We start from the raw sequence: 23,750 nt of genomic DNA, 5'->3' as shown, positions 1-23,750 counted from the left end.
TGATGCGGGGTACGCCTCGTATTTGCATCGGCTTCCGTTATTCGCAAATAGCCATTTCCGGCCGTTGTGCGTATGATGGGAGCCGATTTGTAGTTGGCGCTGACGACTCAGCTCATCACTTGTACCGCTCGTCACTATTCACTCCCAATTCCCACTATTATGCTCCGCTACTTTTTCGCCTCGCTGCTGCTCATCACTTTTGTGGTGGCCGATGCCAGCGCCCAGAACAGGCCCCGCGCGGCCCGCAAAAAAATCGCGCCGTATTCCACCCGTGGTGCGCGCAAGGCCCCCAATATCAATCCGCACACCGGCAAGCCCTACGGCGCTGGCGTGTCGCAGGATATCAAAGACGGCACGGCCTATCTGGCACCCGGCGTGCCCATGCGCAAGCAGGCAGGCTACAACAATAACGGCGGCTACAACGACAACCGCCCGCGGCGCCCTTCCTATAAAAAACCCGCCAACAGTTCGTTGAACCGCGACAATACGACGCCGCTGGCGCCGGGCAAAACGAAGGTCAAGGTCAAGTAGCGGTCAGAAAGAGCTGCGACGTGGCTCTGGCAAGGAGTAAGAACGGTCATGCTGAGCGCAGTCGAAGCATCTCTACCCGGTAGTAAACCCAATCGAGAGGTTTAGTTACGCGGTGGAGATGCTTCGGCTGCGCTCAGCATGACCTTTCTGTTTTCTCTTCGTTCGACTTGCGGCCAAGGCCGCCGCTTTGCTACTCGGCAGCCACTGCTTCGTAATACAGCGTGCTGCAATTTTCGGGGCGTAGTATGGTTTGGGCGGCGGTGCGCACATCGCCAACGGTCACGGCCTGAATACGGCGGCTTTCGTCGTTTACCAGGTTGGCGTCGCCCTGCAGCTTGCTGTAGGCCAGGTTTAAAGCTCGGTTGAGGAGGTCGATTTCGCCAAAAACCAAGCTGCTTTCGGCTTGATTTTTCACTTTTTCTAATTCCTGAGCGTCCACGTCTTCGGCCAGAAACTCGGCTACTACGGCTTCGATGGCGGCATCGGCAGCCTTCAGCTCTACGCCTTCGTTCAGCTTACCACTGATTACGAGCAGGCCGGGGTCGAGCGAGCCGGTGAGGGAGGCCGAAATATTGTTGAACAGTGCTTGCTCCTTTACCAGGCGCTGGTGCAGGCGGGCCGATTTGCCCCGGCCCAGCACGTCGCTGAGCAGGTCTACCGCGTGGTAACCCTCATCGCTACGAGCGGGCATGTGGTAAGCCTTGTACAAGGCGCTCAGCGGCACGGGGGCCGTGGCCTTGAGGTGGCGTGCTTCGGTCTGGATGGTTTCGGCGGGCAGCTGGCGCTGGTAGGCCGGGCCGCCGGCGATGGGCCCGAACCACTTTTCGGCCAGGCGGCGCACGTCGGCTTCGCTCACGGCTCCGGCCACTACCAGAATGGCGTTCTGAGGCGCGTAGTGCTTTTGGAAAAAGCCGCGCACGTCGTCCATCACCGCGTTTTCGATGTGCGAAATCTCCTTACCGATGGTGTTCCATTGGTAAGGATGGGTGCGGTAGGCGAGGGGCTTGAGCTTAAGCCACACGTCGCCGTAGGGCTGGTTGAGGTAGCTCTGCTTAAACTCCTCCACCACTACTTTGCGCTGCACTTCGAGGCCGTTTTCGGAGAAGGCCAGGTTCAGCATCCGGTCGCTTTCGAGCCAGAAGCCGGTTTCGAGGTTGGCCGCTGGCAGCGAGAGGTAGTAGTTGGTGACGTCGGAGGAGGTGAAGGCGTTGTTTTCGCCGCCCACGCGCTGCAGCGGCTCGTCGTAGCTCGGAATATTGACCGAGCCCGAGAACATGAGGTGCTCAAATAAGTGCGCGAAGCCGGTGTGCTCGGCGTCCTCATCGCGCGAGCCCACGTCGTACATCACGTTGAGCACGGCCATGGGCGTGCTGAAATCTTCGTGGACGATGCAGCGCAGGCCGTTATCGAGGGTGAATTCGGTGAAGTGAATCACAGGGTTTAGAGAAGAATGGAGGTTGAGGAGGGAAGAAGTACAAATGAACAACAGCCGAAACGGCAATTTTCATTCGTGATTCCGCATTTCTGCTTAAAAAGCTGCCCGCACGCCCAGCTGCCACACGCGGGCCACGGGGTACACGCTGGCATCGCGGCCGGCTTGTAAAGGAGCCGCTCCGCCGCTGCTCACGTTGGGGTCGAAACCACGGTAGCGGCCGGTGACAAACAGATTTTGGCCGCCCGCCCACACGCTGATTTTGCGCGGCCCGGTCGGTAGCACGTCGTAGCTGATGGTGAGCTGCGAAAGGCGAACGTGGTTGCCGCTTTCCAGGGCCTGGTCGCTGAGGAAAGGCGATGACCTGCTGCCCGGCCGGGGCACGGAGGTATTTTGGTTGCTGGGGGTCCAGTAATTGAGGGCGCGGACCGAGCTGTTTTCGAAGCCCGAGGGGTCGTCGAGGTATCTGAGCATTGGGTTCAGAATCTGATAACCAAACAAGCCATCTAGTTGCGCCTCCAGTTGAAAACGGCGCAGGCGCAGCTGCTGGTACAGGCCCAGGGTGTAGCGGGGCAGGCCACTGCCCTGGTAGTAGCCGTCGCCGAAGCCGGCGCGGCCGTCGCCGTTGCGGTCGCGGAAGCGGACCTGCCCGGCATCGGGCGAACCGGCCGGGTAAGTACCGTCCTGCTCATACACGAAGAAGCGGTTCAGGGGTTGGCCTTTTTCCAGCGCGTTGCTGAAGGGACTGAACGAATTGAGGCAGGTATCTTCGACCTCGTTGCGGTTGGTGGCGGCGGCCAACTGCGTGGTACCGCGGATATTGCCCAACTGCCAGGAACTGCCCAGTGTCAGCTCCAGGCCTTGGTTCAGCAGCTTCACATCGGGGTACAGGTAGACAAGATTTTGCCCATTGGGACTGAAAAGCGTGTAAGGCAGCGCAGCCTGGGCATGGCGGGTGCGGCGTTGGTAGGCTGCTGCTGCCAAGGTGAGGCGGCCGCCAAGCAGGCCCAGGCGCAGGCCGGCATCGTGGTGGGTGGTGCGGTCGGGCGAGAAAAAGGTGCTGGTCTGGCCCGCGCCGGCCCAGAAAGTCAGGTCGCTCAGGCCCGATGCTCCGGCGAGGAAGGCTTCTTTGTGGGCGTGCCAGCTCAGCTGGGCCCCGGGCAGAAAGCGGGAGTTGTCGGCAAAGCTGCCGGGGGCGAAAACCACTTCGGCGCGCAGCGAACCCTGCACCTCATACCGTCCGTCGTACGTGTAAACAAAGCTGGCCGAAGGGCTGTGAATGGGGTTGCTCTTTTCCTCAAACCGAAAAAAACTGGAGCTGTAGCGCGTTTGCATCTGATACTCCAGCATGCGCTCGTATTGCTGGCGCAGGTAGGTGAGGGTAGCGGTGAGCGCGTGCCGGCCGGCGAACGTATGCTGGTAGCGTAGCCCGGCATCGGCTACCCAATTATGCTGGCTGGTGGTGCTCGTGGCAATTTCGACGACATTTGGCACCGGCGTCAGGTAGTCTTTGGGCGCGTACCCCAGCTTCCGGGCATCGGCCTGCTCGCGGCTGCCGCGCAGGGTCAGCGTCAGCTCAGGGCTAAATTGATAGGTGGCGCTCAACTGGGCCAGCAGGCGGCGGGTGCGGGGCGTGCTGCGATAATAGTTCAGCTCATGGAGCGGTTCCGGCGGGTTGTTGAGCGGTCCCGTAGTCCGGCGGCCCGGCCCGGTGGGGATGCCCAGCAGGGCATTTTGCAGCAACGGGCCACCGTCGAATTCGGTGCCGGCGTAGCGCTGGTCGGTCTGGCTGGCGCTGGCCCGCAGCCCGAGGCTGAGCTTGCCGGTAAGCTGCTGGTCGAGGTTGGCGCGCAGCTGGTAGCGGCTCAGGTCGGAGCCGGCTACCACGCCGGTTTGGCGCAGGTAGTCGGCCGCCACGTAGTAGCGGGTGCGGTGAGCAAGGCCGTCCACGCTCAAGTTGTGGCTCTGGATGCCCGCTACCCGAAATACCCGGTCCTGCCAGTCGGTTTCGCTCAGGCTGGCAAGGTCGGTGGCAGAGTAGGGGGCCGGCCGGCCGTTGGTAGCAGCGGCCTCGTTTGCGATGCCCGCAAACTGACGGGCGTTGAGCAGGGCATAGCGCTGGCGTACCTGCTGCACGCCGCCCCAGCCGGCGTAGCGCACCCGCAGCGGCTGGGGCGCGAGCTGACCATCGGCTCCGCGCTTGGTCGTAATGAGGATAATGCCGTTGGTGCCCTGCATGCCATAGCGGGCCGTGGCTGCCGCGCCCTTCAGCACCTCTACCGTGGCAATGTCTTCCACCGGAATATCCAGTAAGGGATTGGCCGTGGGCGTGTGCGGGGTGTGGGCAGAGTTGGGATTGAAAAAGTTGCGGTCGAAATAGCTGATGCCGTCCCACTTTTCCGGGGTTACGTCGGTGTTGTAGGCGGGCACGCCATCCACCACATACAGCGGCTGGCTACTGCCCGTCACGTTAGCCACGCCCCGGATGCGGACGGTGCTCCACGCCCCCGGCGCGCCGGAATAGGGTGTAACCTGCACGCCGGCCACGCGGCTCAGCGCCGGCTGAATGGTGGTGAAGGGCGGAAGATTCAGGTTTGTTAGTGTTGACGCAATTAAGACAGAAGCATTTCGTCCAGACAAAGGGCTAACAGTAATGCTATCGGCAGATTCAACAGTAAGTGGTGTCTTTTGCGACGTTAACGAATCGAGCTGCTGAGCTTGGGCGGCGGCGGTAGTTGCCAGAAGTAAAATACCGGTGGGTAAAAGTCGGGCCATAAAAAAATAAGGGAGCGGAAAAGCAACCACGAAGATAGACGCCAGTCGCAGCCCAATTTCATAGCAGCCCGGTCCTGCCGGCTCAATTTCACCTGAAAACAAGAGGCCAACGGCAACCTTTCCCACCCACCGCTTGGCCCGCTACCTTTGCCCTTCCCAACCCACCCGCTTCACTCCATGATTTTCAATCGCCACGACCACTCCAACGAAACCCTGCTCCACCTCTACCAGCACTTGTTGCGGCCCCGGTTGATTGAGGAAAAGATGTTGATTTTATTGCGCCAGGGCAAGGTGAGCAAGTGGTTTTCGGGCATCGGGCAGGAAGCTATTTCGGTGGGCAGCACGCTGGCGCTGGAGGCCGATGAGTACATTCTGCCGCTGCACCGCAACCTGGGCGTGTTCACGGGCCGCGAGGTGCCGCTGGGCCGCTTGTTTGCGCAGTGGCAGGGCAAGCGCACGGGCTACACCAAGGGCCGCGACCGCAGCTTCCACTTCGGCACCAACGAGCACCACATCGTGGGCATGATTTCGCACCTCGGGCCACAGCTGGCCGTGGCCGGCGGCATTGCCCTGGCCGATGTGCTGGATAAAAAGCCCAAGGTGACGCTGACCTACAGTGGCGACGGCGGAGCCAGCGAAGGCGACTTCCACGAGGCCCTGAATGTGGCCGCCGTGTGGCAGCTGCCGGTCATCTTCATGATTGAGAACAACGGCTACGGCCTGAGCACGCCCAGCAACGAGCAGTTCCGTTTCAAATCCTTCGTGGACAAAGGCCCGGCCTACGGTATGGAAGCCGTGCAAGTGGACGGCAACAACGTGCTGGAAGTGTATTCGCTGGTGAAAAAACTGGCCGAGGACCTGCGCCAGAACCCGCGCCCCGTGCTCGTAGAGGCTCTCACGTTCCGGATGCGCGGCCACGAAGAAGCCAGCGGCACCAAGTACGTGCCCCAAAGCCTGATGGAAGAATGGGCCGCCAAAGACCCGGTGGAGAACTACGAAAAGTGGCTCATCGCCGAAGGCATCCTCACCGAAACCGCCCGGCACAGCATCCGCGAAACCATCAAGGCCGCCATCGAGGCTGGCTTGCAGGAGGCCGACGCCGAACCCATGCCCGTGGCCGATATTCAGGAGGAAATCGCGGACATGTACCGGCCCTTCGAAGCACCAGTGACGGATGCGCCGAAAGACGGCCCGACGCGTGAAATTCGCTTCATCGACGCTATTCAGGAGGGCCTGAAGCAGAGCATGCAGCGTTACCCCGACCTCGTGCTCATGGGCCAGGACATTGCCGACTACGGCGGCGTATTCAAAATCACGGAAGGCTTCGTGGCCGAGTTTGGCAAGGCCCGCGTGCGCAATACACCGCTGTGCGAGTCGGCCATTGTGGGTGTGGGCTTAGGCCTGAGCATCAAGAAAAAGAAAAGCATGGTCGAGATGCAGTTCGCGGATTTCGTGACCTGTGGCTTCAACCAGATTGTGAATAACCTGGCCAAAAGCCACTACCGCTGGGGCCAGAACGCCGACGTGGTGGTGCGCATGCCCACCGGCGCGGGCAGTGCCGCCGGCCCCTTCCATAGCCAGAGCAACGAAGCGTGGTTCACGCACGTGCCCGGCCTGAAAGTAGTGTACCCCAGCAACCCGCACGATGCCAAGGGCCTGCTCTGCGCCGCCCTCGAAGACCCCAACCCGGTGTTGTATTTCGAGCACAAAATGCTCTACCGCAGCCTCAGCGGCCCGGTCCCGGAAGCCTACTACACCACGCCCATCGGCCAGGCCGCGCTGGCCGCCGAGGGCGACGAGCTGAGCATCATCACCTACGGCATGGGCGTGCGCTGGGCCCTGCAAGTGTGCCAGGACCTGGGCGTGTCGGCCGATATTCTTGACCTGCGCACCCTGCTGCCCTGGGACCAGGAAGCGGTGCGCAAAACCGTGGCGAAAAATGGTCGTGTCCTCGTCCTGCACGAAGACACGATGACCGGCGGTATCGGCGGCGAAATCGCGGCTTGGATTGGCGAAAACTGCTTCGAGCACCTCGATGCGCCCGTGCGCCGCGTGGCCTCGCTGGACACCGCCATTCCGTTTGCGCCGCCGCTGGAAGCTGCCTTCCTGCCCCAGCAGCGCTTGCGTGAGCAGGTGGCGGCGTTGCGGCAATACTAAGAGGGACAGTGCGGTTTTCGCGGTTGTTTCTTGTACCTTTCTCTTTGAACCTGCACGTTTTACAGTGAGTAATTGTCTGCCTTCTGTTGTTCTCCGGTCCGTGCTGGCCGTGCTGCTGGTAGCGGGCTTGGGGGGCTGCAGGATTTTCCATCCCTACCGCTTGCCCACGCCCAAGCCGTCGCCCGAGTTTAAGGCGCAGCAAAAAGCGGCCGAAGCCCGTAAAAAGGCTGGTGCTAACGCGTCAGGGGGCTTGTTTAAGAAAAAGTCAGCAGTGTCTGAAGAAGCTGCTACCGATGTCTCCACGCCTTCGGGAGCAGCCACGGCCGCGGTGCCAACTGCGGAGGTGGCCCGAACCTTACCCGAACGCTCCACGGTGCGCTACGACAAGCAGGGCCTGATGAAAAAGCCCAAGCTGATGCGCCGCCGCGTCAACAAAACGTCGAAGCCTTTCCGCCCCTGGCAGTCTATCCGCAGTTTTTTCAAGTTCGGCCTCCATGCAAAACCCAACTACAGCCCCGACCATCGGCCCGCGCCCAAGCAGCCCAGCACCGCGCCCGATGAAACGTTGCCTGACGAAGCCATGCCCACCCCCACCCCCGCCCCCGATGCCGCACCTACAAGCAAGCCGTAGCGGCCCGCTAGGCTTGGGGCTAGTGCTGGCCTTGGTTGGGTTGTTGGTGCTAATCAGCCCCGCCGCCCAGGCCCAGATTGTGCACGAAAAACCGGGGCAGGTGAAAGCAGCCAACCGCCGGGCCCTACGCGAAGCCCAGCGCACCGAATCGCCCTACAAAGACAGCCACCTCGATGTGACGCCCGACCGCCTCCGGCGCGGGGCCAGCACCCAGCCAGCCCCCGAAGGCAGCACGGAGTTTCACTATAAAAATGGCAATGCTCCCAACGACAAGCCTCCCGGGTTTCTGGGCCTGCGCCGCAAAAAAGGCGCCCTAAAAGACTCCCGGAAAAATTCGCCAGAAAAAAAATGAGCGGTGCCGGGGGAATCAACTGCCCGTTGCCGGTTGTAGTAGCGTACCACCGGTTTCTACCGGCCGAACACTTCACTGTTAATCACTAACTTTTTATTGTCTCAATGTCAACCCCCTGGCTTCCCCTTACCCAATCCGAACAAATCATTGACCTGGCCCGCAGCTCGCACGAGCAGCCGGTTCTGATTTTCAAACACAGCACTACCTGCTCCATCAGCGCGGCCGCCAAGAGTAAAATTGAGCGCCAGTGGGCCGATAGCGGCCTGGACCTGCCCATCTACTACCTCGACTTGCTGAGTTTCCGCCCCCTATCGGCCCAGATTGCGGAGCAGTTCGGCATCCGCCACGAGTCACCGCAGCTCTTGCTCATCAAGAACGGCGAATGCCCGTACAATGCCTCGCACATGGGCATCCGCCTTAGCGACGTGAAATCAGCCGTGAATGCCGTGAACGGGTAGGGCCGCAAGGCGAAAACTGAACAAACCAAAAAAGCACGTCATGCTACGCAAAGTCGTAGCATGACGTGCTTTTAATTCAGCACCCTAGCCTACCCCTTGTATTCGAATACAATGTTCTGCCGCACATCGGGGTGCAGGCTCAGGCCCACCGGGCAAGTGTGGGCCGAGCGCTCCAGGATGGTTCGGTCATTGGGGGCCAGGGTGGCGGGCAGGGTAAACGTAACGTCGATTTGCGCAATGCGGCGCGGGGCTTCCGCGCTCATGTGCTTCACTACCGCGAAAGTGCTGCCTACCAAGTCCCACTGGTGGCGTTCGGCTACAATGCCCATCACCGTCATCATGCACGAGCCCAGGGCCGTGCTCACGAGGTCGGTGGGGGAAAAAGCTTCGCCCCGGCCGTGATTATCGACGGGGGCATCGGTTTGAATAACATTGCCCGAGGCTACGTGAGTGGCTTCGGTGCGGAGGTGGCCGGCGTAATTGGCGGTGGCGGTGTTCATCAAGTCAGGGAGTTACTTTTACAAAGTTGTGTCTACAGCAGCTAAATTACGTATTACTTGGTGCGCCGTGCCCATGGCGCCCCATCAGGCCAGTTTTTTGTCGACCATGCATTCTTTCCCAACCCGTCGTTTTTCTGGTTTGCTGGCCATGGGCCTGCTGCTTGCTGCTGGGGCGCGGGCCCAGGCTCCCTTGCAGCCCGCGGCCGTGCCGGTAGGCCCCGCGCCGTCCGACGAGCAGTCGTATAGCAAAGAGTTTGTGTTTGGCGTCAACTTCAATACCCAGGGCGGACTGCTGGGCGGGGCCTCAATACGGTCGTCGCGCCTGCTCGACGACCGCCTGCTACGCTTCTGGAGCCTGGAGGGCGTAATGTTGAAAAATGGCAAAGAAGAACGGAAATCTACGCAGGCGGGGGGGAGCTACGTGCCCCGCAAAACCAACTATGCTTTTGTGCTGCGGCCATCGGTGGGCATTCAGCGCATTCTTTTCCGCAAGGCGGCCGATGCTGGGGTGCAGGTCAACGGCCTGCTGAGCGTGGGGCCATCTATTGGCCTGCTCATGCCCTACTACATCAGCTACGACCGCACCTTCGCCAAAACGGGGGTGCCCAACCTGGCAACCGACGAAATCGTGAACGAACAGTTCGACCCCACCAAGCATCTCGTGCAGGGCGCCATTCTTGACCGGGGGCCACTATTCAGCGGCATCGGGCAAACCAAATTTGTGCCCGGTATCCATTTGCGCGGTGGCCTGAGCTTCGAGTACGGCCGCTACCGCGACGCCGTGACCGGCGTGGAAGTTGGTTTTCTGGTGGAAGCATACACCAAGCGCTTGCTCATCCTCAGCCCCGAAGGCCCGGTGGAGGGCGACGTGCTCAACCGTCAGTTTTTCCCCTCCGTTTACCTCACGCTGTATTTCGGTCATCGCAGCTAAAGTTGGGGAAGCAAGCACCGCGTAGTAAAAGCACAGCGGGTTGAAGTATTGCCGGGAGCCAGGGGTTTCGGGGTTAATTTTGTGCGCCTGCTTTTTTCGAACCGATTAGGCTGCGAATTGCTTTTACCTGCAGTCAACGGTACCCCGTTGATTGCTAACTGCTATCGAAATGATTGATTTGCCCGTTATTCAGCCCGAAACGGCTGCCCCCGCCCGCCCCCGCAAGCCCGACTGGCTGCGCGTGAAGCTGCCCGTGGGCGAAGAGTACGCCGCCGTGCGCCGCCTCGTGGATGAGCACAAGCTGCACACCATCTGCGAGAGCGGCAACTGCCCCAACATGGGCGAGTGCTGGGGTGCGGGCACGGCCACGTTCATGATTCTGGGTAACATCTGCACCCGTTCGTGCTCGTTTTGCGCCGTGGCTACCGGGCGCCCTACTGAGTACGACCTCGACGAGCCCCGCCGCGTGGCCGAGGCCATCAAATTGATGAAAGTGAAACACGCCGTGCTCACCTCGGTGAACCGCGACGAGCTCAAGGACCGGGGCGCCAGCGTGTGGCGCGAAACCGTGGTGCTCACCAAGCAGCTCAGCCCCGAAACCACCATCGAAACCCTGATTCCGGACGTGAAAGCCAACTGGGACGCGCTCGACGTGATGATTTCGGGTGGCCAGGAAGTGATTTCGCACAACGTTGAAACCGTGGGCAGTCTCTACCGCCTGGTGCGCCCCCAGGCCCGCTATGACCGCAGCCTGGAGCAAATCCGTCGGACCAAAGCCGCCGGCCACCGCACCAAATCCGGTATCATGCTGGGCCTGGGCGAGAAGCCCGACGAGTTGTACCAGGCCATGGACGACCTCGTGGCCAACGGCCTCGATATCCTCACCCTCGGCCAGTACCTGCAGCCCACCAAGCGCCACCTGGACGTGGCCGAGTTCATCACCCCCGACCAGTTTGCCCATTACAAAGAAGAAGGCCTGCGCCGCGGCCTGAAGTACGTGGAAAGCGGCCCGTTGGTGCGCAGCTCCTACCACGCCGAGCGCCATGTGAACGTGCCAATTTAGCCGTTGGTCGGTGGAAAGCAAAAGAGCCCGTCCAATGTTGGACGGGCTCTTTTGCTTTCCACCGACCAACGCTTAGCGCTGGGCGTTGCTACCGGGAGGGTAGGTGCTCAGGATGCCGTTGACAATGCGGTTCGACTCGGCTTCGTCAATCGTATTTTGGTTGACCTGGGCCTGGCCAGTGCCGCGCCACGCCAGTTCTTTGCGGCGGGCATCAATGACATCTATCACCACTGTGCCGGCTTTGTATTGGGTCACGGGTGAATAGTTGCGGCCGTAGTAGCCGTAGCCGTAGCCATAAGGGTAGCCCATGCCATTGTAATAGGGCGATACTTGCTGCTTGTCTTCGACGCGGGCACTGTAAGCCACGTAAATATCGGGGGCTTTGTCGACTTCCGTCAGGCCTTTGCGGGTCATTTCTGCTGCCACGGCAGAGCGGATGCGCTGGTCCAGAAAGGACTCGTAGCCTTTGGCGGGGCCACTCTCCGCATCGCGGGGCTGCTGCGGATACCAGGCCCAGGTTTTGTAGGCGCGGAAGTTTACGGAATGGTCAAAGTCATTGGTCACTCCCACGCGGGAGGCGGTGGTGCAGCCACTTGGACCCAACAAAAGCAACAGTCCGGCCGCGAGTGCCACTGTGGAACGAACCAGGAAACGAGGAATGAAAGCCATAAATGCAATGAGAAACAAGTTGAGAAAAGGGGTGGTGAAAAGCAAGTTCAAAACAATAAAAATGCCATTTCACGAACTGCTATATTAACGGAAAAACAGGCTGCTACGTTCAATTATTCTGCTTCAGAATGGCACTGGATACCGACTCGAAAATCCCGGCATAAGCTTGACATAACCGGATTTTGTCCTACCTTACTCCCAAAATTCCACCCTATCCTTTCTGATTCGTCAATGAAAACAACTGCCTTATTGGTTCTGGTCGCTACGGGCCTGATGTCTGCTTGCAGTTCTGCACGCGACGAACGAATGCAGAATGCTTCAGCTGACCGCACTCCGGTGGCGCACAACACCATTGTGGACTGCCCCGTGTACGATGGCATGAAGAAAACCAGCACCGTGCTGGTCCAAATGACTTCCGGCAACGAAGTGCAGGTAACCGATACCATCAACGCGTATTTCGTGCGCGTGCGGCTGGACAAGAACGGCCAAACCATGACCGGCTATATGGACCGCCGCTGCTTCGGGGAGCATGGCAACGAGCGCGGCAACCGCAAGGCGAAATAAGCCGGCTCGAAATCAGCTCAAAGAGGGTAATTAGGCCATTTTCTCATAAAATCCAAAAAGCCCGATTCAGTGAATCGGGCTTTTTGGTTAAAAAATTTGGCCAGGGGTGCTGCGTTTCATTAGTACGAAGGGCCCTTGTCGGCCTGCACCATTTCTTCTTCCTGGTCGGCGTATTGCTCAATGGGGGTGCAGCTGCAAATCAGGTTGCGGTCGCCGTAGGCCGAGTCGATGCGGCTGACGCTGGGCCAGAACTTGTTGGCGCGCACGTAGTCCATAGGGAATACGGCTTGCTCGCGGGAGTAGGGGCGAGTCCAGTCGTGCACCAACACGGTGGCGGCGGTGTGCGGGGCGTGCTTGAGCACGTTGTCCTTGGCATCGGCGCGGCCGGCTTCTACCTCCGCAATCTCCTTGCGGATGGAAATCATGGCGTCGCAGAACCGGTCGAGCTCGGTTTTGCTTTCGCTTTCGGTGGGCTCAATCATGAGCGTGCCGGCTACCGGGAAGCTCACCGTGGGCGCGTGGAAGTTGTAGTCCATCAGGCGCTTGGCGATGTCTTCTACTTCGATGCCGGCCTTTTTGAAGTGGCGGCAGTCGAGAATCATCTCGTGGGCACAACGGCCGTGGCGGCCGGTGTAGAGCACGGGGTAGTGCGCTTCGAGGCGAGCCTTGATGTAGTTGGCGTTGAGAATGGCTAACTGCGTGGCGCGCTGCAAGCCGTCGCCGCCCATCATCGAAATGTAGGCGTAGCTGATGGGCAGGATGCTGGCTGAGCCCCACGGCGCGGCCGAAACTGCGCCCGTGGTACGGCCTTCGACCGGCACCACGGCGTGGCCGGGTAAGTAGGGAGCCAAATCGGCCACTACGCCGATGGGACCCACGCCGGGGCCGCCGCCGCCGTGCGGGATGCAGAACGTTTTGTGCAGGTTGAGGTGGCACACATCGGCCCCAATGGCCGCGGGCGAGGTGAGGCCCACCTGGGCGTTCATGTTGGCCCCGTCCATGTACACGCGGCCGCCGTGGGCATGAATCAGGTTGCAGATGTCGATGATGGTTTCCTCGTACACGCCGTGCGTGCTGGGGTAAGTCACCATCAAGCAGCTGAGGTTGGCGGCGTGCTTCTCCGCCTGCGCGGTCAGGTCGGCCACGTCGATGTTGCCGTCTTCGGTGCTTTTTACCACGACTACCTGCATGCCAGCCATCACGGCCGAAGCAGGGTTGGTGCCGTGGGCCGAGGCCGGAATCAGGGCCACCGTGCGGTGGTGGTCGCCTTGGGCTTCGTGGAAGCCTTTGATGGCCAGCAGGCCGGCATATTCGCCCTGCGCGCCCGAGTTGGGCTGCAAGCTCACGGCATCAAAGCCGGTTACCTCGCAAAGCCAAGTCTGCAGGTCGGAGAATATCTGCGCGTAGCCTTTGGCTTGCTCCACGGGTGCGAAAGGGTGGAGGCCACCGATTTCGGGCCAGGTTACCGGAATCATTTCGGCGGTGGCGTTCAGCTTCATGGTACAGGAGCCGAGCGCAATCATAGAATGCGCGAGGCTGAGGTCTTTATTCTCCAGCTGCTTCATGTAGCGCAGCAGCTCGTGCTCAGCATGGTGCGTGTTGAAAACGGGGTGCGTAAGGTATTCGCTGGTGCGCTGGAGGCTGGCGGGCCATGTCAATTCCGCTTCGGTAGGCTCAGCGGCCAACTGGTCGGCTTCCTTGCCCAGCACTTTGGCGAAAACGTCCAGAATGTCGGCCACGTCGTGCAGCTCGGTGTTCTGGTTCAGCGAGATGCCCACGCGCACGTCCTCGAAGAAGCGGAAGTTGATGCCAGCGGCTTCAGCTTCTTTCTTCATGGCCTGCTGCATCTCGGCGCTTTCGAGGCGCAGGTTCAGGGTGTCGAAGTAGTGGGGGTTAGTCTGCTCCACGCCCAGTTTTTTCAGGCCGGCTTCCAGGGTTTGGGCCAGCAGGTGGGTGTTGGTAGCAAATTGCCGGAGGCGCTGGGGGCCGTGGTACACGGCGTACATGCCGGCCAGCACGCTCAGCAGCACTTGAGCAGTGCAAATGTTGCTGGTGGCTTTTTCGCGGCGGATGTGCTGCTCACGGGTTTGCAGGGCCATGCGGTAGGCCTTGTTGCCGGCCGCGTCGATGCTCTGGCCGATGAGGCGGCCGGGAATCACGCGCTTGAACTGGTCTTTGGTGGCGAAGAAGCCGGCGTGCGGGCCGCCGTAGCCCATCGGCACGCCGAAGCGCTGGGAGTTGCCCACGCATACATCGGCGCCCAGCTCGCCGGGCGAAGTGAGTAGGGTGAGCGCCAGCAAATCGGCCGCCATCACCACAAAAACATTGTGTTGACGCGCCTGGGCGATGAAGTCCTGGTAGTCGAACACCTCGCCATCGGCGGCGGGATACTGCACCATGGCTCCGAAGAAGCCTTCGCCGCTGAGGTCAATCTGGCGGTGGTCGCCCACTACCAGCTCGATGCCGACCGGCGTGGCGCGGGTGCGCAGCAGGTCAATGGTCTGGGGCAGCACCTGCTCCGAAACGAAGTATTGGTGCGCGCCTTTCTTCTTGGTCTGGCTGTGCAGCATATGCATGGCCTCGGCGGCGGCAGTGCCTTCGTCCAGTAGGCTGGCGTTGGCGATTTCCATGCCGGTGAGGTCAATTACCATCGTCTGGTAATTGATGAGGGCTTCGAGGCGGCCCTGGGCTATTTCGGCCTGATAAGGCGTGTAGGCGGTGTACCAGCCCGGGTTTTCCAGAATGTTGCGCTGGATAACGGGCGGCAGCGTGGTGTCGTGGTAGCCCAATCCGATGTAGGACTTGAACACCTGGTTCTGACCAGCAATCTGCTTGAACTTCGCCAAAAAAGCCCGTTCGCTGAGGGCGGCGGGCAGGTCGAGGGGTTTTTTCAGGCGAATGGCGGGCGGCACGGTTTCGGCGATGAGCTGCTCAAGGCTGTCCACGCCGATGGTGCGGAGCATGGCGGCCTGGGCATCGGCTCCGGGCGCATTGTGGCGGGCTTCAAAAACGTCGACTGGCGAGAATTTCAACGACATAAAGACGATAATAGATTGATGGAAAGCCGTTTTGGCGGCTTGGGTTTTGGGTTCAGATTCCTTAACAAAGGTACGCCCGAAAAGGCTCGGCGAACTGCGGGCAAAACCGTAATTTTGGCTCGGTGCTACGAACGTGAACGCCATACAACGTCATGAAACGTCATGCCGAGCGCAGCCGAGGCATCTCGCGTGGGGTAGTAACTCAATCAATTGGATACTACCCCACGCGAGGTGCCTCGGCTGCGCTCGGCATGACGGGCTAAGTAGCTCACCCCATTCTTCCTCCACCCAATTCCCACCCCATGCCCTTCACCATTGGCCTTATTCGCGAAGGCAAAACGCTGCCCGACAAGCGCGTGCCCCTCACCCCCAAAAAGTGTGCAGAAGCCCAGGCCAGCTTCCCCGACCTGCGCGTGGTGGTGCAAAGCAGCCCCACGCGCAGCTACGCCGACCAGGAGTACCGCGACCTGGACCTGGAAGTGCGCGAAGATGTGAGCGACTGCGACGTGCTGATGGGCGTGAAGGAAGTGCCCGCCGACCAGCTCATCGCCAACAAAACCTACCTATTTTTCTCGCACACCGTGAAAAAGCAGCCCGCCAACCGCAACCTGTTGCGTGCCGTGCTGGCGAAGAACATTACCCTCATTGATTACGAACTGCTGACTAATGCCCGCGGCGAGCGCATCGTGGCTTTTGGGCGCTACGCCGGCATTGTGGGGGCCTACAACGGCCTGCTCACCTACGGCCGCAAGCACAACCTGTTCGCCCTCCGACCCGCGCACCAATGCGTGGACATGGACGACATGCAGGAGGAATTTTTCAAGGTGAAAAAGCTGCCGCCCATCAAAATGGCTGTGACGGGTTCGGGGCGCGTAGCGCAGGGTGCGCTCGAAGTCTTGGACCGCATGGGCATCCGGCGGGTGAGCGTGTACGACTACCTCTACCACGATTTCAACGTGCCGGTGTACGTTCAGCTGCTGAGCTCGGACTACAACCGCCGCCGCGACGGCCGGGTATGGGACACCCAGGACTTTCACAAAAATCCGCAGGAATACGAATCCACGTTTGGCCATTTCCTGCCCGTGACGGACCTGCTCATTGCCTGCGCCTACTGGCACCCGGCGGCCCCCAAGCTGTTTACCGAAGCCGATACGCAGCGCCCCGGTTTCCGCATCAACACCATTGCCGATGTCACCTGCGACGTGAACGGCTCGGTGCCCACCACCAAGCGCAGCAGCACCATCGCGGAGCCAGCCTTCGATTACAACCCCGCCACCGGTGAGCTGGAGCCGCCGTATTCGCGCCCGACCAACATCACCGAAATGGCGGTGGATAACCTGCCCTGCGAGCTGCCCCGCAACGCCAGTCGCGACTTTGGCCGGCAGCTGCTCGACAACGTGTTGCCGCACCTGGTGGGCGACGATGCCGCGGGTGTTATCGCCCGCGCCACCATCGCCAAAGGCGGCAAGCTCACGGAGCGATACCAGTACCTAGCCGACTATGTGGCCGAAACGGTGGAAGCCTAGCCGCTGAGAAGCTGTTTAAGTTAATAGAACGGTCATGCTCATCTAGCGTCCGCTTGTCGAAGCATCTCTACCGCTTCGTTGCACCGGCTCAAGCGAAGCGGTAGAGATGCTTCGACAAGCGGACGCTAGATGAGCATGACCGTTTCAGAATGATTTTAGCTAACTCAAACAGTCGCTAAATGCCGCGCAGCACCGGGTACTTGGCCTGCACCAGCATGTAGAGCCCGTAGGCTATCAGCCCGGCGGCCACGGCCCCCAGGGCGGCCGGGCCCATGGCGGCCAGCAGGTCGAAGGCTTCGCCGGTGCTGCCCACGGCGCCGGCCCGCGACTGCTGGCCAGCCTGCACCAGAAAGTAGCCAATGAGCGCCACCACGATGCTCCGGGCAGTGAGGCCCACCTGCGCCGCCCGGTACACTACCTGCTGCTGCGTAGCCGAGAGGCTGCTGGCGTTAACATCGGACTTGAAGCGCCCGGAAAAAGCCCGGTACACTTGAAACAGTCCGATGCCGATGACTACTACGCCGACCAGCAGAATCAGCCAGTCACCGCCGGGCCAACCGAGGACTTTGGCCGTGAGCGACTGGGGCGCGTCGCCGCCCTTCCCGGCGCGGCCTTGCAGGGCCAGGCGGCCGGCATACAGGGCCAGGCCGCTGTAGAAAAGCCCGCTGGCTACAAACCACAGGCGGGTGCCCAGTCCTTTGGCACCGGAGCCCTTGCCCTCGGTATCGCGGATGGCCTGGGTGAAGCGCCACACGATGTAGCCCAGCAGCCCCACGGCAATGAGGCCCAGCAATACACTGCCGCCGGGCACTTCCTGCAACCGCTGCACGGCTTCTTCCTTGTCGGGGCGGGCACCCTGGCGCTGGCCCAGGGCAGCCAATAGCGCCAACACGCCCATCAGCAGGTACACTACGCCGATGGCGGCAAAGCCCAGCCGGGCCAGGGCTTTGATGCCGGACGAGGGCGAACGGGGAACGGCGGCAAGCAACGCATCGGATACAGCCATGAAATCAGTACAAATTGAAAGTAATGTGATGTTAAGCGACGTTGGCTGCGGCGACAAGTGAAGGATAATACCCGGCAAACCGTAGCCCTGGTGCTTGGTCTGCACGCACCGCTAAACTTGCCTGTATACATAGAAAAGGCCCCTTCCGTTGCCAGAAGGGGCCTTTCTGTGAAGAAGTTGACGCGTGTGGATTGGAAGGCGCGGAGCTTCTTCGAAAAAATGACTTAGAAAGTCCGGTTGAACCAGGCTTTGATATCGTCTACGGCATGGCCGGTTTTCTCTTGCATGCGGCCGTACCATTCGTCTTGCTTGCCATCTTCGTATTCGAGGTCATCGTCGGTGAGCTGGCCCCATTTCTGCTTGGCTTCGCCTTTTACCTGGTTCCAGTTGCCGCGAGCTTTCAACTCGGTATTGTCGTTGACGTTGTTCTGATTGAGGTCCATGATAGTCGAAAGAAAATGTGGGTGGAAAGATGAATTTCTACGGCTTTGTACGCCACGGCTGCAGGCAGGGTTGAAAGCCGTGAGGTAATGCCGGAATTTTGTTAGCGGGGAACAAGCTTCTCGGTGGGAGCGCGGCTGGTACGGCCCCAGGCCGGCCTGAATACCAAGCCCCCACTTACCAATAGTACGGGCTGCCGGGTGCGGTTGATTTCACCGGTGTAAGCATCGGTGTCAGGCTGGCGGGCCTGGTTGCTGGTCGAGATACCGACGCTGCCTTGCAGCTGCCAGCGGCTGGCTCGGCCAATGTGCAGCTCGTGGCGGCCGTAGAGCAGTACTTCGTGCCGGCCCGTATTGGTATTGTCCATCGCGCCCCGGTAGTGGGGCGTGTAGGAGCTCAACTCATCGAAGTGCAGCTGAGAAAACCGGTAGATGGCCCCGCCCGACCATTTTTGCTTGTGCAGGTAGCCCAGGCCCACCTGCCCGAACACCTTGCTGTACTGGGCGCGCAGCTCCGGCGAGGTGCCGAGGAGCTCCCGCCACACCCGCTCGGAGCGGGCGTAGCCGTAGCCGCCTTCGCCCGTCAGGAGCCAGTGGGTGCCCAGCATCCAATAGGTGCCGGCCCCGGCCTCCCATTGTTGGGTGGCAAAGTAGGTGGTGCCCCCAAGGTTGGGACGGTAGGTGCCGCCGCCCGCCAGCAGCACGTGCGGCAGGGGCGAATAAACAGCGGTGCCCTCCGCGCGCCCGCTGAGCTGGGCGCTGCCGGTCAGCTCCAGCTGGCCCGCTTGCGTGATAGTGGAAACGGTGGGCTGCATGGGCGCATACACGGTGCAGCTAGCCAGCAGCGCAACAGCAGCCAGCAACGGAAAACGGTAGAAACGCATGGCGGTAAAAGAAAGGATGGCGGGTAGATTGCCGGTCAGCCGCGAGTCAAAGAGCAGTAAAATGCGTTACCGGTGCCGGGAGTTGAAACCAAACAGCAGGCTCACGCGGGTACCGTCCTTACCCGGCACCACGGCCAGGTTGATGGGGAAATTGATGCCGTGGGATTGAATGGACGTGCCCATGGCCAGCACCAGGCTGGCACCGAGCGGGGTCACGTTCGGTCCTATGCCGAACTCAAAGCCTTTGGCCCCGCGCATGCCCAACAGCCCGCTTATGCTGGGCAGGAACTGGCCCTGCTCCAGTCCGCCTATCAAAGGCACCAATTCTACCAGGCCGCTGATGCCGTTGGGCAACCGAAACAGGCGGCTCTCAAACTGCCAGCCAAACTGGGTGAGAAAGGGGTTGATATCAAGGCCGTTTTCGCGGGCTTTATCCACCACGCCGGCCGAAAGGATGGTGAACCCAATGCGCGGTCCATCGAGGTGAATGGGCTCGTCGAGAATGGTATCGTTAGGGTCTCGGTTGCTTACCGTGGGTACGCCGGCCGCTGTGGCTGGCGCGCCGGCCGCGGTGGCTGGCGCAGGTGTGCGCGCCGCCGTGTAGGCCGGCACCGAGTTGAATACTTCCTTGGTGCCGTTGGCGTAGCGAACCATGAACACATCGGAGCGCCACGCGCTGATAACTGGGCCTTCGGGGTTGTCGGTGCGGCGGTACTTCACCTCGGCGGGCGTGATTTCCAGCACCTTCACGGCCAACTCCTCGCCGTTGCGCTGAACAAGGGTGTCCTGGGCGTGGGCAGCCCCACTCAGCACGGCTAGTACTGCAAAAAGTAAAAAGGTTCGCATGACGCTTGGGGTTAGGATGAAACGATGCATAAAGGTGTGCGGCTGCCCGACCGAAAGCAACCCAATAACCGGTTGAATCAGACTTCTATATTATTTGGTATTTAATTGTAATTACCTGTAATAGAAATTATTAGATTGAAATAAAAGGATTTTATAGCCAAAGACAGGGTTTTTAATCGAGAGGTGGAATTCGGGCCGTAATTTCCCCTTATGGATGACCTGCGGACTACGCTATTGACCCTGAGCCCCGACGAGCGGCGTGACTTTGGGGGCTTCATTCAACGCCAGCGCCGCAAGACGGCGGGCCGGCTCGATTCACGCCTCTACGAGCTGCTGGTGCAGGCCAAGCCCCTAACCAGCGCTCAGCTAATTGCCAAGCTCTACCCCGACGAACCCAACGCCGTGGCCTACTACGCGCTGCGCAAGCGCCTCATGCGCCACCTCACCGACTACCTGCTGCTGCGGCAGCGCCACCTCGATACCACTGCCACCGCCACCGTGCGCGGCCACCTCACCCTGGCGCAGTACCTGTTCGAAACCGGCATTCCGCGCCTGGCCTGGAACACGTTGCGCAAGGCCGAAAAGCTGGGCCGCGAAAGCGAGCAGTACGAGCCGCTGAATGCCGTGTACAACCTGCAGATTCAGTACGCCGGCTCGCCCCACGCCGTGCCGCTCGACGAGATTCTGCCCCGCTACCGCCTCAACAAAAAGGCCGCCGACGAAGAGGAGCGCGCCAATATTGCCGACAGCCTGCTGCGCCAGCGCCTGCGCGATTCGCGGGCCCGCGGCCGGGCCGCCGTGCCCGTCGATGCCATTCTGCAAAATATTCTGACCGAATTCGACCTGCAGGAAGCCTTCGCCCGCTCGCCCTCGCTGCTGAGCCGGCTCATGTCCATAGCACGCAGCGCCATGCTGGTACGGCGCGATTTTGCGTCCTTCGCCGCCTTCATCGAGCGCTGCTACAATCTGATGGAGCGCCGCCACGGCTTCGCGCCGGCCCAGCGCGGGCATCAGCTCAAGCTGCTCTACATGCTGGCGCACGCGCTCTACCGGTCGCGCCGCTTTGCCGAGTCGGTGGCGTATCTGGAGAAGGGCAAGGCGATTATGACGGCCACGCCGGGCCGGCAGTTCAGCGAGTTTGGCCCGCGCTTCACGTTTTTGCTGGCCGCCAACTACGCCTTCCTGCACCGCAACGCCGAAAGTATTATCCTGCTCGAAACCACGCTACGCAACGCCTCGGTGCTCTCCCTCACCGACGACCTCACCGTGCGCCTGCAGCTCACGTTTCACTATTTCGCCGAAGGCCAGTTTGCCAAAGCCAACCACACCCTGCTCAGCCTTGCTCGCACCGACCATTGGCTGGAGCAGCACCTGGGCCTGGAATGGATGCTGAACCGCAACATCGGCGAAATGCTCATCCAGGTCGAGCTCGATAATTCGGAACTGGCCCTGGGCCGGCTGCGCGCCATCGAGCGCACCATCCGTGAGCTGTTTCCGGCGGTGCCTGCCAATGCCGACACGGCCACGGAAGCTACGGCCGTCGGCGGCCCCTACCACCCGGTATTGGCGTACCTGGGCCTGGTGCGTGAGCTGCTGGAAAACCCCACTACGCCCCAAGCTGGACATTTCATCAACCGCGTGACGCACCTGCCGCCTTTCATTTCGCAGGAGCGCGAAGATTTGCAGGTGCTCAGCTTCTACGCCTGGCTGCGCGCCCGCACCCTGGGCCGGCCCTACTACGAAGTGCTGTTGGAGCTGGCTGCTACTTAATCCGCTACTCGTACCCCACAATAAAGCCCCGTGCAGTAGCTGCACGGGGCTTTATTGTGATTTGAAAGCAGGCTGAATTATTTCTTCGCAGCCTCTTTCATGTTCTCTTTAGCCTGAGCCGCTGATTTGGCGGCGGCATCGCCCATCGCGTCGATTTTGGCTCCGGCAGCATCCATTTTAGCGTCCAGCTTGGCACCAGCGGCATCAATTTTGGCGCCGGCGGCTTCCATTTTGGCATCCAGTTTAGCACCGGCTTCCTGCGCGCCGGTCTTCATGTTGGCGGAGGCATTGTCAATGGCCGCGCCAGTTGCGGCACCGGCTTCGGTAGCCGTCATGGTGCTGTCGGTAGCTACGGTGGTCGTGGTGGTGCCGTCGGCGGTCGTGGTGGTTTCGGTGGTTTTCGTTTGCTCGCAGGCGGTGGCGGTGAAAGCTACAGCGGCGGCGACGAACAGGGATTTCAGGGACATTTTCATGATGTGGAGCAGATTATTAATTTGTGCTGATTAATCAGTCGCATGGGCAAAAGGTAACCCGGTAGCTTGGCCCTGGCCGGGAGTGAGCTAACTTTTTAGTTTCGACGTTAGTATAGAGTCCACCTATTCCTTACTCCCTTTCCCGCTTTCTCATGGATTCCACCGCCACTACTTCCCAAACGCCCGCCACCCCAGAGGTGCCCATGACCGTGAGCGACCAGCAAAGTTCGGCCCTGCTCGACGACACGCTCACTTTTCTCACGGCTGGTACGCCCGGCAATTCCGGACCACAAGGCCGCACCGAAATTGAGCGCTGGGCGGCCGTACTGGCCGTTTCTGAGCGTTCCGGCCTGGCCAAAATCAAGCAGGAGCTGGCCCAGCTCGGCACGCTGCTGGCCGATGCCAAAACGCCCGCCCACGACATTGCCGAAATCCTGGCCAGCCTGGGCGCCGAAACCGCTAAGGTTGCCGACGATGCCGGCGGCGACTACAGCGCCCCGCTCAACAACCTGAGCAAGCAGCTCATTAAAGCCGCGTCGCTGCTTTCGAAATAATAGTTCGGAGCCGGCTCGCTAACCGTCGTAGCGCGAACTTTGTGGTTCGCATCCTTCCGCCTCGGGGTTTTCTGCGGGCGCAGGATGTTAACTCTAAGATTAGCGCTACGGCCTTTTTATGTCCCCACTCACCCCCGCCGACCTGCTGCCCTACGACCCATTCGACGGCATGCGGTTCGGCCCCGAAACCTGCTTTCTCAGCGGCCAGCCCGTGGGCCCTGCTGACACCGTTCCCGTCTTTGCCGAGTGGCTGCAGGCCCGCTATCATCTCGCCGAGCGTCCCATTCAGCTACTCGACCAGCGCACCGTCGCGTTCCGCGACCTGCGACTGCCTGCCAGCCCCGCCGCCCGCCAGCGCATCGACGAGCTGGAGAGTAGGGTAGCCGCCGCCGCCGCGCAAGGCCCCGCCGCCCTGCGCGCCCTCGGCGATGACACCTTGTTTCTGTGGATGGGCAAGATGTTCTACGGCATCTTCATCACTGAGCTGCTTAACGAGTTTGAGCCTCTGATAAAGCCCAAGTATCCGCTGGCCGAAAACGCGGCACTGGTCCGGCGTTTCCAAGCGTTTTTCCAGCTGCTGCAGGGCCTGCGCGTGCCCACCGAGTACGCCGATTTCGTGCCCGGTTCCGTGTTTGTGCTTGAAGCCGACCCCACGGAGGACGTCACGCCTTTCGAATACGACGACGACCTGAATACCCTCGTCTTCAGCATCAAGCTTGATAAAGCCGTGCTGGTCGCTTGTTTGGTAGATATCGGCCTCGTCGGCCAGGCCATGCGTAAGGTCTACACCGATGCCCAGCGGCCCATGCACCCTGTGCAAATCGCGGAGTTCAAGGCTCGCGTGTATTACGCCGCCCACCTGCTGCACGTCGTCCCCGACCTCTACCCGCGCCACCCGCGTCCGGGCGATACCACGCTGGTTTTCGACGCCCTCATCGATGACGTGACCGGGGCCATCTTCAATCCCTGGGAAAATTCGGCCTATACCCAGGCTTTAGCTGAGATGTGGCAGCGTTGGAATATTACCCTCGCCGATGTGGTCGCGATACCCGCCGAGCCGATGAGCCTGCTGTACGACGAAGCCGGCGAACCCCGCGAGCTGAAGCACTGGCCAATCACCGTTTAATCAATAGAACGTCATGCTGAGCTT

22 protein-coding genes are annotated in these 23,750 nt (G+C 60.8%); 12 read left to right on the top strand and 10 right to left on the bottom strand.

Annotation, left to right across the window (positions count from 1 at the left end):
- The first annotated feature begins 159 nt into the window (after positions 1-159).
- The gene (locus IEW17_RS06370) at positions 160-531 is read left to right on the top strand and encodes a hypothetical protein (RefSeq protein ID WP_188561201.1); all 372 of its coding nucleotides are present in this window, start codon (positions 160-162) and stop codon (positions 529-531) included.
- Positions 532-721: 190 nt separating this feature from the next.
- Here the strand turns inward: IEW17_RS06370 and IEW17_RS06365 are convergent, their stop codons facing one another.
- Both IEW17_RS06365 and IEW17_RS06360 read right to left on the bottom strand, forming a co-directional pair.
- Positions 722-1,966, bottom strand: a complete 1,245-nt coding sequence (locus IEW17_RS06365; protein WP_188561200.1) for a M16 family metallopeptidase — start codon at positions 1,964-1,966, stop codon at positions 722-724.
- Positions 1,967-2,059: 93 nt separating this feature from the next.
- A complete protein-coding gene (locus IEW17_RS06360) occupies positions 2,060-4,603 on the bottom strand; it encodes a TonB-dependent receptor plug domain-containing protein (RefSeq protein WP_188561199.1) in 2,544 nt (847 codons plus the stop codon).
- 312 nt (positions 4,604-4,915) lie between these two features.
- Between IEW17_RS06360 and IEW17_RS06355 the strand changes: the two genes are divergently transcribed.
- From IEW17_RS06355 to ytxJ, 4 genes are all read left to right on the top strand, one after another.
- The gene (locus IEW17_RS06355) at positions 4,916-6,895 is read left to right on the top strand and encodes an alpha-ketoacid dehydrogenase subunit alpha/beta (protein WP_188561198.1); all 1,980 of its coding nucleotides are present in this window, start codon (positions 4,916-4,918) and stop codon (positions 6,893-6,895) included.
- Between the two features lie 64 nt (positions 6,896-6,959).
- A complete protein-coding gene (locus IEW17_RS06350) occupies positions 6,960-7,526 on the top strand; it encodes a hypothetical protein (protein WP_188561197.1) in 567 nt (188 codons plus the stop codon).
- Positions 7,501-7,878 carry a hypothetical protein gene (locus IEW17_RS06345; RefSeq protein WP_188561196.1) on the top strand — a complete coding sequence of 126 codons (378 nt, stop codon included), beginning with the start codon at positions 7,501-7,503 and terminating at the stop codon, positions 7,876-7,878. Before IEW17_RS06350 ends, IEW17_RS06345 begins: the two co-directional genes overlap by 26 nt.
- Before the next feature lie 104 nt (positions 7,879-7,982).
- On the top strand, positions 7,983-8,336 hold the full coding sequence (ytxJ, locus tag IEW17_RS06340) for a bacillithiol system redox-active protein YtxJ (protein ID WP_188561195.1): 354 nt from the start codon (positions 7,983-7,985) through the stop codon (positions 8,334-8,336).
- Positions 8,337-8,425: 89 nt separating this feature from the next.
- On the opposite strand, the gene IEW17_RS06335 is transcribed toward ytxJ, so the two are convergent.
- Complete coding sequence (locus IEW17_RS06335) at positions 8,426-8,836, bottom strand: OsmC family protein (protein ID WP_188561194.1); 411 nt, start codon at positions 8,834-8,836, stop codon at positions 8,426-8,428.
- Positions 8,837-8,942: 106 nt separating this feature from the next.
- Between IEW17_RS06335 and IEW17_RS06330 the strand changes: the two genes are divergently transcribed.
- Positions 8,943-9,767 carry a hypothetical protein gene (locus tag IEW17_RS06330; RefSeq protein WP_188561193.1) on the top strand — a complete coding sequence of 275 codons (825 nt, stop codon included), beginning with the start codon at positions 8,943-8,945 and terminating at the stop codon, positions 9,765-9,767.
- 169 nt (positions 9,768-9,936) lie between these two features.
- The gene (gene lipA, locus IEW17_RS06325) at positions 9,937-10,830 is read left to right on the top strand and encodes a lipoyl synthase (protein WP_188561192.1); all 894 of its coding nucleotides are present in this window, start codon (positions 9,937-9,939) and stop codon (positions 10,828-10,830) included.
- Between the two features lie 72 nt (positions 10,831-10,902).
- Here lipA and IEW17_RS06320 read toward each other — a convergent pair whose 3' ends face one another.
- Positions 10,903-11,499, bottom strand: coding sequence for a DUF4136 domain-containing protein (locus IEW17_RS06320; protein WP_188561191.1), 597 nt, complete (start codon positions 11,497-11,499; stop codon positions 10,903-10,905).
- 306 nt (positions 11,500-11,805) lie between these two features.
- Here IEW17_RS06320 and IEW17_RS06315 point away from each other — a divergent pair, with 306 nt between their 5' ends.
- The gene (locus IEW17_RS06315) at positions 11,806-12,063 is read left to right on the top strand and encodes an SH3 domain-containing protein (protein WP_188561190.1); all 258 of its coding nucleotides are present in this window, start codon (positions 11,806-11,808) and stop codon (positions 12,061-12,063) included.
- A gap of 119 nt (positions 12,064-12,182) precedes the next feature.
- Here the strand turns inward: IEW17_RS06315 and gcvP are convergent, their stop codons facing one another.
- Complete coding sequence (gene gcvP / locus IEW17_RS06310; protein ID WP_188561189.1) at positions 12,183-15,101, bottom strand: aminomethyl-transferring glycine dehydrogenase; 2,919 nt, start codon at positions 15,099-15,101, stop codon at positions 12,183-12,185.
- Positions 15,102-15,403: 302 nt separating this feature from the next.
- Between gcvP and IEW17_RS06305 the strand changes: the two genes are divergently transcribed.
- Positions 15,404-16,627: an NAD(P)-dependent oxidoreductase gene (locus tag IEW17_RS06305; protein WP_188561188.1), complete on the top strand. Its 1,224-nt coding sequence runs from the start codon at positions 15,404-15,406 to the stop codon at positions 16,625-16,627.
- 175 nt (positions 16,628-16,802) lie between these two features.
- Here the strand turns inward: IEW17_RS06305 and IEW17_RS06300 are convergent, their stop codons facing one another.
- The 4 genes from IEW17_RS06300 to IEW17_RS06285 form a co-directional block, all read right to left on the bottom strand.
- Positions 16,803-17,633 carry a DUF1206 domain-containing protein gene (locus tag IEW17_RS06300; RefSeq protein WP_188561187.1) on the bottom strand — a complete coding sequence of 277 codons (831 nt, stop codon included), beginning with the start codon at positions 17,631-17,633 and terminating at the stop codon, positions 16,803-16,805.
- A 224-nt stretch (positions 17,634-17,857) separates the two neighbouring features.
- A complete protein-coding gene (locus IEW17_RS06295) occupies positions 17,858-18,076 on the bottom strand; it encodes a CsbD family protein (RefSeq protein ID WP_188561186.1) in 219 nt (72 codons plus the stop codon).
- Between the two features lie 101 nt (positions 18,077-18,177).
- Positions 18,178-18,957, bottom strand: coding sequence for a hypothetical protein (locus tag IEW17_RS06290; protein ID WP_188561185.1), 780 nt, complete (start codon positions 18,955-18,957; stop codon positions 18,178-18,180).
- A 66-nt stretch (positions 18,958-19,023) separates the two neighbouring features.
- The gene (locus IEW17_RS06285; RefSeq protein WP_188561184.1) at positions 19,024-19,803 is read right to left on the bottom strand and encodes a hypothetical protein; all 780 of its coding nucleotides are present in this window, start codon (positions 19,801-19,803) and stop codon (positions 19,024-19,026) included.
- 210 nt (positions 19,804-20,013) lie between these two features.
- Between IEW17_RS06285 and IEW17_RS06280 the strand changes: the two genes are divergently transcribed.
- Positions 20,014-21,573: a hypothetical protein gene (locus IEW17_RS06280; protein ID WP_188561183.1), complete on the top strand. Its 1,560-nt coding sequence runs from the start codon at positions 20,014-20,016 to the stop codon at positions 21,571-21,573.
- 77 nt (positions 21,574-21,650) lie between these two features.
- Here the strand turns inward: IEW17_RS06280 and IEW17_RS06275 are convergent, their stop codons facing one another.
- Positions 21,651-22,040: a hypothetical protein gene (locus IEW17_RS06275; protein ID WP_188561182.1), complete on the bottom strand. Its 390-nt coding sequence runs from the start codon at positions 22,038-22,040 to the stop codon at positions 21,651-21,653.
- A 158-nt stretch (positions 22,041-22,198) separates the two neighbouring features.
- Between IEW17_RS06275 and IEW17_RS06270 the strand changes: the two genes are divergently transcribed.
- Both IEW17_RS06270 and IEW17_RS06265 read left to right on the top strand, forming a co-directional pair.
- Positions 22,199-22,600 carry a hypothetical protein gene (locus IEW17_RS06270; RefSeq protein WP_188561181.1) on the top strand — a complete coding sequence of 134 codons (402 nt, stop codon included), beginning with the start codon at positions 22,199-22,201 and terminating at the stop codon, positions 22,598-22,600.
- Positions 22,601-22,718: 118 nt separating this feature from the next.
- The gene (locus tag IEW17_RS06265) at positions 22,719-23,726 is read left to right on the top strand and encodes a hypothetical protein (RefSeq protein WP_188561180.1); all 1,008 of its coding nucleotides are present in this window, start codon (positions 22,719-22,721) and stop codon (positions 23,724-23,726) included.
- The last annotated feature ends 24 nt before the right edge of the window (positions 23,727-23,750 follow it).

This window comes from Hymenobacter frigidus (assembly GCF_014640435.1).
Taxonomy (GTDB): domain Bacteria; phylum Bacteroidota; class Bacteroidia; order Cytophagales; family Hymenobacteraceae; genus Hymenobacter; species Hymenobacter frigidus.
Note: the sequence above shows the minus strand (reverse complement) of the source record. Positions and strands in the feature narration are given on the sequence as shown.